The sequence below is a fragment of the Pseudomonas sp. PHC1 genome (assembly GCF_046487845.1).
Lineage (GTDB): Bacteria > Pseudomonadota > Gammaproteobacteria > Pseudomonadales > Pseudomonadaceae > Aquipseudomonas > Aquipseudomonas sputi.
In genome coordinates this window covers 64,923-79,090 of sequence record NZ_JBJXHJ010000013.1, presented here as the reverse complement: position 1 = coordinate 79,090, position 14,168 = coordinate 64,923, and the positions used below count along the sequence as shown (strand labels likewise).

The 14,168-nt window shown below is 60.9% G+C and carries 10 protein-coding genes; all 10 read right to left on the bottom strand.

The features are described 5' to 3' along the window. Window positions 1–64 precede the first annotated feature (64 nt). Window positions 65–3,016, bottom strand: coding sequence for an autotransporter domain-containing protein (locus tag ACKJSM_RS17460; protein ID WP_410238395.1), 2,952 nt, complete (start codon window positions 3,014–3,016; stop codon window positions 65–67). A gap of 56 nt (window positions 3,017–3,072) precedes the next feature. Continuing rightward, a complete protein-coding gene (locus ACKJSM_RS17455; protein ID WP_410238394.1) occupies window positions 3,073–4,440 on the bottom strand; it encodes a TolC family outer membrane protein in 1,368 nt (455 codons plus the stop codon). Window positions 4,441–4,442: 2 nt separating this feature from the next. After that, window positions 4,443–5,792 carry an HlyD family type I secretion periplasmic adaptor subunit gene (locus ACKJSM_RS17450; protein WP_410238393.1) on the bottom strand — a complete coding sequence of 450 codons (1,350 nt, stop codon included), beginning with the start codon at window positions 5,790–5,792 and terminating at the stop codon, window positions 4,443–4,445. Further along, window positions 5,789–7,576, bottom strand: a complete 1,788-nt coding sequence (locus tag ACKJSM_RS17445; RefSeq protein WP_410238392.1) for a type I secretion system permease/ATPase — start codon at window positions 7,574–7,576, stop codon at window positions 5,789–5,791. Before ACKJSM_RS17445 ends, ACKJSM_RS17450 begins: the two co-directional genes overlap by 4 nt. Before the next feature lie 213 nt (window positions 7,577–7,789). Further along, entirely contained in the window at window positions 7,790–8,209 is a 420-nt protein-coding gene (locus tag ACKJSM_RS17440) for an AprI/Inh family metalloprotease inhibitor (protein WP_410238391.1), read from the bottom strand. Window positions 8,210–8,302: 93 nt separating this feature from the next. After that, on the bottom strand, window positions 8,303–9,769 hold the full coding sequence (locus ACKJSM_RS17435; RefSeq protein ID WP_236179632.1) for a serralysin family metalloprotease: 1,467 nt from the start codon (window positions 9,767–9,769) through the stop codon (window positions 8,303–8,305). 388 nt (window positions 9,770–10,157) lie between these two features. Continuing rightward, on the bottom strand, window positions 10,158–11,243 hold the full coding sequence (locus tag ACKJSM_RS17430; protein WP_410238390.1) for a polyamine ABC transporter substrate-binding protein: 1,086 nt from the start codon (window positions 11,241–11,243) through the stop codon (window positions 10,158–10,160). A gap of 56 nt (window positions 11,244–11,299) precedes the next feature. After that, window positions 11,300–11,644 (bottom strand): cupin domain-containing protein, encoded by a 345-nt coding sequence (locus ACKJSM_RS17425; RefSeq protein WP_410238389.1) that lies wholly within the window; start codon window positions 11,642–11,644, stop codon window positions 11,300–11,302. Window positions 11,645–11,674: 30 nt separating this feature from the next. Then, window positions 11,675–13,081 (bottom strand): NAD(P)/FAD-dependent oxidoreductase, encoded by a 1,407-nt coding sequence (locus ACKJSM_RS17420; protein WP_410238388.1) that lies wholly within the window; start codon window positions 13,079–13,081, stop codon window positions 11,675–11,677. A 51-nt stretch (window positions 13,082–13,132) separates the two neighbouring features. Then, entirely contained in the window at window positions 13,133–13,948 is an 816-nt protein-coding gene (locus tag ACKJSM_RS17415) for a helix-turn-helix domain-containing protein (protein ID WP_236179639.1), read from the bottom strand. Window positions 13,949–14,168: the final 220 nt, after the last annotated feature.

Here is a 14,168-nt window from a genome sequence, read left to right as displayed (position 1 = left end):
CCTCGTGATCGTTCCCACGCTCCCGCGTGGGAACGATCAATCAGTCTCGATCAGTTGCGATCAGTCAGAACTGCCAGTTCAGGCTCAAGCCCACGCCGTGACTCTTCTCGCGGCTGGCCAGTTGTCCGGTGTAATCGAGGTTCACCCGCACGTCGCGGGTCAGTGCCAGGCTGGCCTGCACGCCAACCAGCGCAGCGTCGCGCACCAGCGCGGAGCTTTCTACGGTGTAAGGCGCACGGCCGCTGGCGAAGCGCAGATGTTGTTCGGAGTCGATGTCGGTCAGGCTGTGCTGCCAGCCAACATGGCCGCTGACTGCCAGCTTCTGCGCGGACGACAGGTCAAAGGTCTTGATCGCCCGCACGCCGAGGGTGCTGAGCACCGCGTCGCGCTGATCGTCATTGCTTTTCAATGCCGCAGCGTCGCCCTTCTCGGTGAAGCCGTCGGTGTCGAGGTGCACGTAGGCCAGGTTGGCGAACGGCTCCAGGGCCAGCGGTTGCAGGTTCAGTCGATAAGCCGCTTCGCCAAATACCTGAGTGGTGGCGGCATCGACCTTGGCTTTCTGTTTGGCGCTGACATTGCCGTACTGCAGGTCGCGTTTCACATCGGCGCGATGCCAGCTGTAGGCAGCGCCGGTGCTCAGGCGCCAGGCGCCGAGGTCGTGACCGGCGTAGGCGCCCAGGTGATAGCTGTCGACCTTGGCCGAAGAATGGGTGCCGGAGCCCATGCTCAGCGAACTGTCGCTGTAACCGGTGACCAGACCGATGCGAGTCTGCTCGTCGACGGCACCGTCGACACCGGCCAGCAAGCCACCGATGGAGGTGCTGTAACCGGCGGTGTCGTGGCGCGAATCGGTAGTGCCCCAGGCGCCGAGGGCCTTGATCCAGCCATTGCTTTGCGTGGCTTGGGCGTCATGCAGGCGTTCGCCGATGGCATCGCGCAGTTGCCGGCTGTCGTTGATCAGCATCGAGCCGAGGGCCGGGTAGATTTCGCCACTCAGCTGTTGAAAGGCTTGTTGCGCGTCGCTGGCGGTGGCCGACAACAGCAGGCTTTCATAAACCGAACTGCCCGCGCCCATGCCTTCCACGGCGGCAGCCACAGCGCGTTGATTCGGGGTCTGGCCGACGCTGGCGAACGAAGTCGCGTTGCGCTCGACACTCAGGCCGATGCCGTTGTCGCTGTAGGCCAGGCTGCCACCGATGAACAGATAATCCGGCAGCACCGCGCCGAACCGGCCCTGAATGCCACCCGCCGCTTGCAGAATGTCGTACTGCCGGCCAAGCAGGCTTCTGGCCTCGGTGGTGCTGAGCAGCGTCGGGCTGTTTTCCAGCGACAGGCTCACAGTGGCGCCGTTGATGGAGGCGATGCCGCCAGCGACGATGCGGTCGCTGTCGGTGGGAGACAACTCTACGGCGTAGGTCGAACCCGGCGCGAAGGTCACGTCACCGGCCACAGTCAAGGTGCCAATCGAATTGCCCGGTGCCACGCGGCCGCCGCTGTTGGCGGTCAGTGCGCCAATGCGCCCGGAGCCGCCGAGGGTGCCGCCGTCATTGACGGTCACGGCCGAGGTCAGCGAACCGTTTACCGTCAGCAGGCCGCCGTTGACCGTGGTCGGTCCGCGATAGCTGTTATTCCCGGTCAGAACCAGTCGCCCGTCACCGGACTTGATCAGGCTGCCTTGATACACCCGGCCGGCCGCCGCTGCGTCGCGAACCATGCCCACGGCGTAATCAGTCTGATCCTGCTGGCTGGCACCGGCCGGCACACCGTTCTGCCAGCCCTTGCTTTGCAGGGTCTGCTGCCAGGCGCTGTGCTCGGCGAGGTCTTCGCTCTGACGCTGGATCAGCGCCTTGTCGCTGATGTCATTGCTCCAGACATCGCTCTGTCCGGCCGCCAGATTGGCGTCGAACACCCCGAGCAATTGACCCGGCCCGCGCATCGCCCGGTACAGGTTGGCCACGCCCCAGCCGACCCGTTCGGTCGGTGCATCGGTCACCGAACCATCGAGCTGGGTAGCCGTGCTCAGCAGTACCTCAAGAGCCTGCTGATTGTTCATGTACGGGTAGCGCTCCATCACCAACGCCAGTGCACCGGTGGCGTGCGGCGCGGCCATCGAGGTGCCGGACTTGATCGCATAACCGCCGTCGGGAATGGTGCTGTCGATCTTCGCCCCCGGTGTGGTGATGCACCAGTATTTGGCGATGCCACACTGGTTGTACTTCTGCTGATTGCTTTGATCGAGTCCGGAGACCGCCAGCCAGTGGCCTTCCAGATCCGGCTGAAAGTACGGCAGCGCCGAGCGCACGCTGGCATTCGGGTAGCCGCTGTTGCCGGCGCTGAACACGTTGATCACGCCCCGACGGGAAACGTCTGCCGCCGCGTCGAGCCAGGTGCCCTTGTTCCAGTGCTGGGCATAGGCGGCATGCATATCCGCAAGGGTTCGATAGCTGACATCCGGCGGCTGGCTGCCCCAGCTGTTGTTGATCGCCCGCACGCCGGCGTCGGCCAGCGCGTCGTACACCGCTTTGAAGTAGCGCGGATCGGGGTTGGGACCGAACAGGAAACGATCGTTTTTGTTGGTGTTGCCGACGTATATCTGCGCGTTGTACGCCACGCCATGCATGCCGGTGCCATCGCGGGACGCGCCCATGGTGCCGACCACGTGGGTGCCGTGGGAGTCGTTGTTCGGGTTGAGGGTGCCGTTGACGTTGAACAGCGAGCCGTCAAGGTAGCTGCCGCTGGCCAGTACCGGGTGATAGCGATCACTGGCGAACTCGGGATGCGCCGCGTCGAAACCCGAATCCAGCGCGCCGATCTTCACGCCCTTGCCGGTGATGCCGGCGGCATAGGCCTGATCGACCTGCATCCGCCGCAGTCCCCAGTCGCGCAGGAATTCGGCACTGCGCCAACTGGCCGGATCGCCGGGTTTCCCGGCTTCGAGGTATTGGGCCTGAGCCTGGGTTGTAGAAATCACAAGCAGCAGAGTGCCGACCGAAATCGGCTTGATGCGTACGTCCATGTTCACCACTCTTTTTGTTGTTTTGGGTCGATGCTTTTTGCGTTGAAATTACGGCGTTATTGGGTCCTTGGGCCTTGTCCGAAGGCCTCATCCACCCGCGCCAGATCCTGCTCGCTCAAGGTGCCCGCGTAGTAATGCAACTTGGTCCAGGCCATGAGGTAGTCATAGCGTGCCTGTGCGAGGTCGCGGCGGGTGGTAAATAGTTGTTGTTCGGCGTTCAGTGCGTCGAGGTTGGTTCGTTCGCCACCGAGAATGCTTTGTTTGGTCGACACCACCAGCGCTTCGGCCGAGGCCAGTGCCTTTTGATAGGCGCGCAATTTGTTGACCCCGGACAGGCACGCGCTGAACTGGCGACGCAGTTCAATCAACGTTTCGCGGGTCTTGCCGTCCAGTTCGTACTCGGCCTGTTCCATGGTGCGGCTGGCCTGACGAGTCGAGGCCGACACACCACCACCGGCGTACAACGGCACGCTGACTTCGAAACCGATGGTGTTGGTTTCGTAGCGCTGATTGTAGGTGTTGCCGCTTTCCGACTCGTTCTGGCGCATCGTGGCATAGGCGCTGACTTTCGGCAGATGCCCGGCGCGGTTGCGCTCGACTTCGTAACGCGCCACTTCCACGGCCTGACGCTGGGACGCAAGGTTCGGGTTGTTGCTGATCGCCAGTTCGTGCCACGTGTCGTAGTTGGCCGGCATCAAGGCGAAGGTCTGAAAGTTCTGATCCAGCGGCGCCAGATCAGTGATGTCCACCGCCGGCACCCCGACCAGTGCACCAAGCTCCCGTAACGCGGCGTCCTGCTCGTTGCGGGCCTCTATTTCCTCGGCGGTCGCCAGTTCATAACGCGACTCGGCTTCGAGGATATCGGTGCGCGTGCCCTCGCCCTGGCGGAACATGTGTTCGTTCTGCTGGAACTGCTGTTCGTACGCCTTTTTCTTGGCCTGCGCGATGTCGATCTGGTCCTGGGCAAACAAGGCCTTGGTGTAGTTGTCGAGCACCCGTACCAACAGCTCCTGGCTCTTGCCGCGAAAGTTTTCATCGGCAAACAGCGACTGGGCCACGCCCTTGCGATAGGCCGCGTAGGCTTCGTAGTCGAGCAACGGCTGTTGCAGGGTCAGGCTCGAGCCGTAGCTGCTGTAGTTACGCTCATCGGTGCGGTTGCGCGCGCGTTCGTCGAGGGACGTGGCTTTCGACGAGTTGCGGCCCTTGTTGTAGTTGTAACCCAGTTTCGGCAACAGACCGGCGCGGCCGATGGCTCGGTTTTCAAGGCCTGCATCGCGCTCCTTGATCGCGCCGAGGAACACCGGATCATTGCGCAACGCCTGTTCGTAGATCGCGAACGGCCCCATGGCCGCCATTGCACTGTTGCCCGCGAGCAGCGCGAAGGCTGCCGCCAGCATGGAAAGCTTATTCATACAGCCGAACATCCTTATTCTTCGGTCAACGCGGAGCCGGCCCGATCGAGCAGCGGTTTGAACAGGTAATTGAGCAGTGAACGTTCGCCAGTGCGCACGAACATTTCCGCCGGCATGCCGGGCTTGATCACCAGACCGTTGAGTTGTTCCATGGCCTGATCGCTGACACTGCTGCGCAACACGTAGTACGGCACGCCGGTTTTCTCGTCGACCATCTGGTCGGCGGAAATCAGGCTGACTTCGCCGGGCACCCGTGGCGTCTTGCTCTGGTTGAACGCGGTGAACAGGATGTCGACCGGCAGGTGTGTACCGACCTTGTCGATCAGATTGATCGGCAGGTGCCCCTCGACTTCCAGGCGCGTGCCTTGCGGAACGATTTCCAGCAGGGTTTCGCCCTGACGGACCACGGCGCCTTCGGTGTGCACGCCGAGGTTGACCGCCACGCCGTCGGCGGTGGCGAGGATTTCGCTGTGCTGCAGGTCAAAGCCGGCGGAGGTCAGTTGCTCGGACAGGGTGACGCTTTTCAGTTGCGCATCGGCCAACTGGGTGCGGACCTCCTTCTGGTACTCCTCGCTGTGCTGTTGCAGTTTCAGCCGGGACTCAAGAATGCCCTGCTCCACCCGGCCACTTTCGCCGCTGTTCTCGGCCAGTTGCTGCTGAACCTGCGACAGTTGACGCTGGTATTCCATCAAGCGGTTACGCGGAATGTAGCCGTTGTCCGCCAACGGCTGCAGGTTGCTCAACTGCTGTTGCAGCGACTGGGCTTGCGCGTTGAGGTCTGTTCGGGCGCGACGCATGCCCGCCAGCTGCGCGTTAGCGCCCTCGATGCTCGCGCGCAGGGCGGCCTGTTCTCGGGCAAACGCTTCGCGACGGCTGCTGAAGAGTTGCCGCTGGCCTTCCAGCACCAGCGCCAGGCGCGGATCGGCGTTGTCGCTCAGTTCTGCCGGGAAGGTGACTTGCTTGAGGTTGTCGCGCTCGGCCTGCCAGCGCGCCAGGCTGGCCCAGGCCATGCGGTATTGCGCTTGCAGCGATTGCACGTCGGCGGCGACCTGGGTCTGGTCGAGGCGGAACAGAGGCTGGCCCTGCTTCACGATTTCGCCTTCGCGCACCAGAATCCGGCTGACCACGCCGCTGCTCATCGATTGCACGGCCTTGCGCTTGCCCGACACCACCACGGTGCCTTGCACCGGAATCCCTTGATCCAGCGGTGCCAATGCCGCCCAGGTGAAGAAACTGCCGGCGCCGACCAGTGCCAGAATCCAGCCCATGCGGGCGAAAAACTTCGCATCGCGCTCCGGGCGCTCGGTGATGTAGTCGTGTTCCATCGTGGCTTCGTTTTGCGTGTTCATGCTCGCGCTGCTCATACACCCGAATTCCTTGTCGTCGGCTGATACTGGCGGCTCATGCTCAGCCCGGCCGGTGCTTGTGCAGGCTTGTCGTTTGGTTGCGGCGGGTTACCGGGCTGGTTACCGGACAGCGCCTTGAGCACGTCGTGGCTCGGGCCGAAGGCCTGCAAGCGGCCATCGTTGAGCACCAGCAGTTTGTCGGCCTGGGCCAGCACCGAAGAGCGGTGGGTCACCAGTACCACGGTGGTGCCTTGGGCCTTGAGCTGCACGATCGCGCTGGACAACGCGGCTTCGCCGACGGTGTCGAGGTTGGAGTTCGGCTCGTCCAGCACCACCAGGCTCGGGTTGCCGTACAGCGCACGGGCCAGTGCGACGCGCTGCTTCTGACCGCCGGACAAACCGCTGCCGTCTTCGCCCAGTTGGGTGTCGTAGCCTTGCGGCATGCGCAGGATCAGTTCGTGCACGCCGGCCTGTTGCGCGGCGGCCACAACCTTTTGCGGATCGGCCTCACTGAAGCGGGCGATGTTCTCGGCGATGCTGCCGCTGAACAGTTCGATGTCCTGCGGCAGATAACCGATGTAAGGGCCGAGCTGATCGCGGTTCCAGCGGTGAATGTCGGCGCCGTCCAGGCGCACTGTGCCGCCGAGCGCCGGCCATACGCCGACCAGCACCCGTGCCAGGGTCGACTTGCCGGAGCCGGAAGCACCGAGCACACCCAGCACTTCACCGGCCGCCAGGTTGAAATTGACCATATGCAGGGTCGCGGCGCGCTGACCCGGAGGGCCTGCGCTAACTTGTTCAAACGTGATCTGGCCCTTTGGCGCCGGCAGCGCCATGGCGTCATCGCTCGGCGGGAAGGCTTGCAGCAAGGCATCGAGGCGGCGGTAAGCCAGCTTCGCCCCGCTCCACTGCTTCCACACGGCAATCAACTGATCGATCGGGCTCAGCACCCGGCCCATCAGAATGGAGCCGGCGATCATCATCCCGGCGGTCATGTCGCCCTTGATCACCAACAGTGCGCCCAGCCCCAGCACCAGCGATTGCAGACACAGACGCAGGGTCTTGCTCAGCGAGCTGATCACCGCGCCGGTGTCGCTGGCCTGGTTCTGCAGCCCGAGAAAGCGCGAATGCACCTGGAACCAGCGTTTGCGCAACGCGCCGAGCATGCCCATGGCCTGAATGGTTTCGGCGTTGTGCAGGTGGCTGGTGGCCAACTGGCTGGATTTCTGCGAGAAACCGGCGGCTTCGCCCAACGGCTTCTTGGTCATGTATTCGTTCAGGCACGCCAGGGCAATCAGCAGCAGCGCGCCCGCGGTGGCGAGTACGCCGAGCCAGACGTTGAACAGGTAAATCACGAACAGGTACACCGGGAACCACGGCGCATCGAAAAACGCGAACAGCGCAGGCCCGGTGACGAATTGGCGAATGTGGGTCAGATCGCCCAGCGACTGCCCGGCGTTGCCCTCGCCCTTGAACAGGTTGCGTTCAAACGCTGCCTGATAGACCCGCAGATTGAAACGGCGCTCGAGCTGGCTGCCGATGCGGATCACGATAAAACTGCGCACCACTTCCAGCAGGCCGATAAACGCGAAGAAACCGACGACCATCAGCGACAGCATCGCCAGGGTGGTTTCATTCTGCGAAGACAGCACCCGGTCGTAGACCTGGAGCATATAGATGGAAGGCACCAGCATCAGCACGTTAATCAGTGCGGTAAAGCATCCGACGCTGATCAGAATGCTTTTATAGTCACCCAATGCCTTGAATAAGGGAGCGGTGGCTGGGGCCTTCGCCATCTTCATTGATTATTCCTGAAATGGTATTTCCCGCCCGGCTTGGCGAGACTTCAAATTAATTGCCCGCCTTGAGTGCGGGACATACACCGTCAGTACTTGCTTACACCTCAATAACAACTTTCCGATTAAAACCGGCATCGGTGTTATTGCACTGCGGCTTATAACTGTAACGGGGCGCTTTATATTTAAACGGTCAGTCGGTTTCGGTCATTACGGCTGCTACGAGGAACGCTCAAGTGTAATCACCAGGCCCGACTTCAAAGTGCTCAGATAAAGCCCATCACGTTGTCGGCTGAAAAACTGGATTCTTGAGCCTTCCTTGCCGGTAATCGACAGCCCGTCCGGATCGGGGAACCAGCCGATGGCTGCGTCGTGCAACCACGCGCTCAGGCAATCGGCACCTTTGCCCAGCGTCTGGTTGGCTTCAAGATCGATCAGGCAAGTGTTCGACGGTTTATCTTGCATCGCCTGCGCTTCGGCGCTGTCACTGCGGTCGCTCAGGGTCGCTTGCCACTGTCCGGCAAATACCGATGGGTCTTCGAGTCTCAGGCTGCTTGCCATGGTTGTTTCTCCAGAAATCATCATCAGCATCGGCAACAAGTACGCCGCCGCTTTGCGGGTAAAAGCGAATTGGATCATAGGAAATTTCACTCCGGCACGTAGCCTTGCTTACCGGCCATGGCGATGCAAGTAAAGAAAGCGGCGCATCACGCACCGCTTTCCCGTGTTACATCACGCCACGATGTCGCTGAACGCCGCCTGGCCGACGGTGCTGACCTGGAAATCAGCCACGCCGTGCCCGGAGAAGTCGACCGACAGCAGGCTGTTGCCGCCCGAGGACGTCAGAACCGCATCGCCCGCCGCGCCGGTGAAGGCGCTGACGAAATGCAGGCCGGCGCCCTTGGTGATACCGGTCAGGTCGATTTTGTCCAGACCGCTGACGAAATCGAGGATCTGATCGATCGCACCCGGCTTGGAGTCGGAACTGGCCGCGAACACAAAGGTGTCCGAACCTGCGCCGCCCCACAGCTTGTCGGCACCACCGGCTCCGTAAAGGATGTCGTTGCCGGCACCGCCCTTGAGCTCGTTGGCCACGCTGTTGCCGATCAGCAGGTCGTTACCCGAGCCGCCGATCGCGTTCTCGATGGTGACGCCCTTGGCGATGGACACGTTGCCCACCAGGCCGCCAACGTCGGAGAACGAGGCTTCATTGAGGTTGATCTTCTGGTTCTGGGTAAAACCCGAGAAGTCGAAGGTGTCCTTGCCGCCCGCATCCCACACCGAGAACACCAGCTTGTCGGCCGACGACGAGGCGCTGAGAAAATCGCGACCGGCGTTGGAGTTGAAGCCGTAGGTGGTGTCACCGGTACGGGTGGTCATGTTGGCACCGTAGAGCTTCTGGATCGCTGCAATGTCATCCATCAGCGGGCCGGAGGAATAGGCTTCCACGCCGCCCTTGCTGAAGTTCTGGCTGGTGTTGCTTTCGCTCCAGTAGCTCATGACGCTGTAGCCGCGGGTGTCTTGCCCGTAGGTCGCGTCGTTGTAGGTCGGGTTGCCGTTACCGGCGTTGTAGTCGCCCGGGTGCGCCAGGCCAAGGGTGTGGCCGATTTCGTGCGTCAGGGTCTGACGACCGTAGTTGTTCAGATCCGGGTTTTTGTTTTGCGTGTAGCCACTGTTGATCAGGTACCACGACGTGCCGTCGTAACCGGCACCGGTGCCTGGCAGATAAGCGAACGCTGCAGCGCCATCCTGGCCGCCGCTGTAGTTACCGAAGGTCATGTGGCCGTCACCGCCCGAGGCTTTCTCGGTGAAGGTCACGTTGGCCACATCGGCCCAGGATTGCATGGCGAGCACGGCCTGGGCTTTCTGTTGGGAACTGAACTGACTGAACCCGCTGATCCCGTGCTTGTACATCGTGCTGGACGATGCCGAAGTCAGGAACGTGTAGGTGAGTTCGATCTTGCCGCTGCCATCCTTGTCCTGGTAGGCAGCGCCGTCGCGCAGCAACTGGGTGGCGGCCTGGTCGACGGAAAAGGAGGGTTTGCCATTGACCGTGAGGTTGCCGCCACGATCGTACTGGTGGCTGAAGCTATTGATCTGGTTATACGCCGTGCTGGTCGCGGCCAGAGGTTGCGGCGCCGCGCTCAACTGGAAAGCCTGTTCGGCGGTATCAACAGCGTTAGCTTTTACTTTCGACATAAACACACTTCCTTGTTTAGCAATGGAACAGTTTTTGTCCGATAGCGACAACCTCTGGCGAGATTGTCCTATCACTCGCCCAATGAAGGCGTAAGAAACCTGACACAATTTGAAATCTAACGTCTAGCGTTTTTTCGAGATCAAATTGAACTGTTCCGGGAAACTCCCGTAAACAAAGCGCCTGCCGCTGAAAGAAGTTTGCAAGTGTGGTGAATTTGCCTAATTGTCTGACGATTTCTTATTTAAATATTAAATATCGGTAAGTTGTTTTTTGTTAGCAGCGTCTCACTTTGCTGCACGTTATCAGTACAATGCCAGTGGTTTGATATCAAGTTGCTCCAACACAACATAATCAGGCGAGGGCTGTGCCACCCTCGCCTGTTTTTTTTCAGCTGCCGGTACGAATCTTGTTCCACACCCGCGTCCGGATCCGGTCGATGTTCAGCGGCATCGCTTCCAGCGCAAACAATTTGCCCATCATTTCCGGGCTTGGATAAACCTTGGTGTCGTTCTTGATCGCCGGGTCGATCAGGCTGTCGGCCTGTTCGTTGCCATTGGCGTAGTGCACGTAGTTGCTGATGCCGGCCATCACGTCCGGGCGCAGCAGGTAGTTCATGAACGCGTAGCCAGCCTTCTCGTCCGGTGCATCGGCGGGCATGGCGACCATGTCGAACCAGATGGCGGCGCCTTCCTTGGGAATTTCGTAGCCGATGTCGATGCCGTTCTTCGCCTCTTTGGCGCGGTTTTCCGCTTGCAGGATGTCGCCGGAGAAACCGACGGCCACGCAAATGTCGCCATTGGCCAGGTCGCTGGTGTACTTCGAGGAATGGAAGTAGCTGACGTACGGCCGCACTTTCATCAACAGCGCTTCTGCTTTCTTGTAGTCCTCGGGGTTCTTGCTGTGATGCGGCAAACCCAGGTAGTTGAGCGCTGCGGGCAGCAGTTCCGGGCCGTTATCAAGGATCGCCACACCGCATTTCTGCAGTTTTTCCATGTATTCAGGCTTGAAGATCAAGTCCCAGGAATCCACCGGCGCGTTGTCACCCAGCACAGCCTTGACCTTGGCGATGTTGTAGCCGATGCCGGTGCTGCCCCACAGGTACGGAAAGCCGTGTTCATTGCCCGGATCGTTGGTCTGCAGGGCCTTGAGCAACACCGGGTTGAGGTTCTTCCAGTTCGGCAACTGGCTCTTGTCGAGTTTCTTCAGCGCCCCGCCCTCGATCTGCCGCGCCATGAAATGGTTGGACGGAAACACCACGTCGTAACCTGATTTGCCGGTCATCAACTTGCCGTCGAGGGTTTCGTTGCTGTCGTAGACGTCATAGGTGACGCCAATGCCGCTGGCCTTTTCGAAGTTTTTGGTGGTGTCCGGCGCGATGTAGTCGGACCAGTTGTAAACCTTGACCGTATCCGCCGCCTGAGCGAGGGAGACGGCGAGCATCAAGGGTGCGAGCGCGAGGGTCTTTCGGATCATGGATCGATTCCTGTATTGGCTATTGTTGTTGGCAGGCAATCAAAAGGATCAAAACGTCAGAAAATCAGGACATAGGTCTTGCGCACGGTTTCCTGGATGTCCCAGATCCCGAGCGTGTTGGCCGGCAACATCAGTGCGTCGCCACCTTGTATGTGCAGGGTTTCGCCGCCGTCGTCCGGGGTGAACGTGCAGCGGCCGGAAATGAAATGGCAGAACTCCTGAGCGGTGATCTGCCGGCGCCAGCGACCGGGGGTGCATTCCCAGACGCCGGTTTCGACACCGTCGTCGCGCTCGACGCTGGTGGTCGAGGCAATCGCCACCGGCGTGCCGAGCGGCACGGCCACCGGGTTGGATTCTTCCAGTTGCAACAGGGCGGTGTTCTTGAATTGGGTGATGCTCATGGGCGTTACCTGTCTCGTAGTCAACATCGTTCAGTGCATGAAACCTTCCATGAAACCGGCCACCTGACTGGCAAGCTTGCGCCGCCAGGGCGCGGTCGCCGGATTGGCCAGGGTCTGGTCTTCGTGGACGAAGCTTTTGATGATCGCGTTGTAGCCGAGCCAGCGGCACGGTTCCGGCTCCCAGGCCCGCAGCGCGTGAATTCCACCGTCGGGCAGCACCCACGGCTGATGGGTCAGTTCGGAGTCGCGCTCGAGAATCAGATCGGCCAGGGTACGACCGCCCAGGTTGGACGCGCCGACACCCTCCCCGCCATAGCCGCCGGACAGCGCGATTCCATTGGCCCGGTCACAGAGCATGTGCGGTTTGAAATGGCGCGACATCCCGAGGTTGCCGCCCCAGGCATGGGTGATCTGCACGTTTTTCAGTTGCGGGAACAGCTCGCCGAACAGGTAGCGGCGCAGTTCGACTTCATCACGGGTCAGATCGAAGTTGTGGCGCAGCTTGCCGGCGAACCGATAGCCGCCACGGGCGCCAAAGATCAAGCGATTGTCGGCGCTGCGCTGGCCGTAAGTGACCTGACGGCTGAATTCGCTGAAGGCCTGGCCCCGACTGAGGCCGATCGCGTCCCAGGTCGCGGTGGACAAGGGCTCGGTCGCGACGATCAGGCTTTGCACCGGCAGTTGATAACGCCCCAGCGGGGGCAGCGTGACGGAATAACCTTCGATGGCCGGGACGATCCAGCGACTGCGCACGCTGGCCTTATCGGTACGCAGCCTGCCGGCCTGCCAATGGGTCACCGGGCTGCTTTCGTAGATCTTCACCCCCAGGCCTTCGACGGTTCGCGCCAGTCCGCGCACCAGTTTCGCCGGGTGAATAGTCGCCACGTGCGGCGCAAAGATGCCGCCGTAAGGTTTGGCGATACGGATCTGCTGCGCCAGTTGCTCCGGGCTGAGCCAGCGGTAATCGTCGTCGGTCAGGCCCTGGGCGTGGAGCTTTTTCAGGTAGTCGCGAAGACTGGCTTGCTGCTCGGGATAGCGCGCGGCGCAGTACAGCACCCCGCCTTTGCGGTAATCGCAGTCGATGCCTTCGCGTTCGAGGACGACTTCTACTTCATCGGGAATGCTGTGCAACAAGTCGAATGAAGCGCGGCGTTGTTGTGGCGACAACCCTGCCAGCAGGCGATCCTCGCCCAGCAGATTGCCCATCAACCAGCCGCCGTTGCGACCGGATGCGCCGAACCCGGCGGTTTGCGCTTCGATAATGGCGACATTCAGGTTTGGCGCCTGTTGCTTCAGGTAGTACGCCGTCCACAGCCCGGTGTAACCGGCGCCGATGATCGCCACGTCGACGTCCAGATCCTGCGCAAGCGCCGGGCGCGCGGTCAGCGGCTCGTCGAGTTGGTCCATCCACAAACTGATAGTGCGCCACGCCGGCATGCAAGACTCCGCCAATCCAGGTTTCGATGGCGTCGATCCTAGTGGCTGGACTCAGGGATTGTCTTGCGCGCGTGTCCGCAAAGAAATTTGCTTCGCATAAGCTTTCGGCGACTGCCCGGTGTGCTGACGAAAGCAGCTATAGAAAGCCGACAGCGAATTGAAACCGGCAGCGAAAGCCAGTTCGTCAATGCGCAGTGGTGGCGTGGCATTGTCCAGCGACTGCAATAGATGTTGCAGACGCGCCTGATTGACGTAGCGGTAGAAGCTTTGCCCGAGCACCTGATTCAGCAAATAAGAAATCTGGTTACGGCTGTACCCGCACTCCTTCGCCACCCGTTGCAGGTCGAGCTCGGGGTCGAGATACGGTTGCTGACGCTGGAAATACTGCTGCAAGTCATCGGCCATGAAGCTCAACTGGCGCGGTGACAGTCCCAGGCGACTCACCGCCGGGCGCTGACGGGTTGCCGTCGGGCTGGTGGCCTGTTCGCGCACCAGTGATGCATATTCGTTGACTCGCCAGATCTGCCCGTCCTTGACCGTGATCGCTTCACTGGAGCGGAACGACACCAGACCGTTACCGCCGCGCAATGTCACTTCGTATTGAATGAAGGCGGTGTTGCCGTCGATGCGAATGCGATCGCAATGCTCCAGCGCTTCGTCGGACTCGCGCGGCATGCTGACTCGCACGTACTCGCGCAGCTCATCGAGGCCGAGCACGCGGTTCTGGAAAAAATCGTGGTACTGGATGTCCGGGTGGTACAGCGCCATCACGCCATCCAGGTCGCGGTGTTTCCAGCGCAGGTGATAGCGCATGACCGTTTCGGCCGTGGCCGGAGTCTGTTCCGGGCCGTCATCATCGGCGTGCATAAAAAGACTCTTGGAAAAAGAACCGAGCTTGCCCAACTTCTGCCACTGCTTCAACAACCGGCCGTGATGGCATTTTGGCGATGATTGGGGTGGGCCGTGACTTACATCAAAAGAATCCGCGCAATCGCTAAATGAACTGAAAATTCTCACAGGAATTTCACATTCAGATGCTACTTTTAAAGGCAGTCACCGGTTGAGCCAATGAAGGCTCTTCCCACCT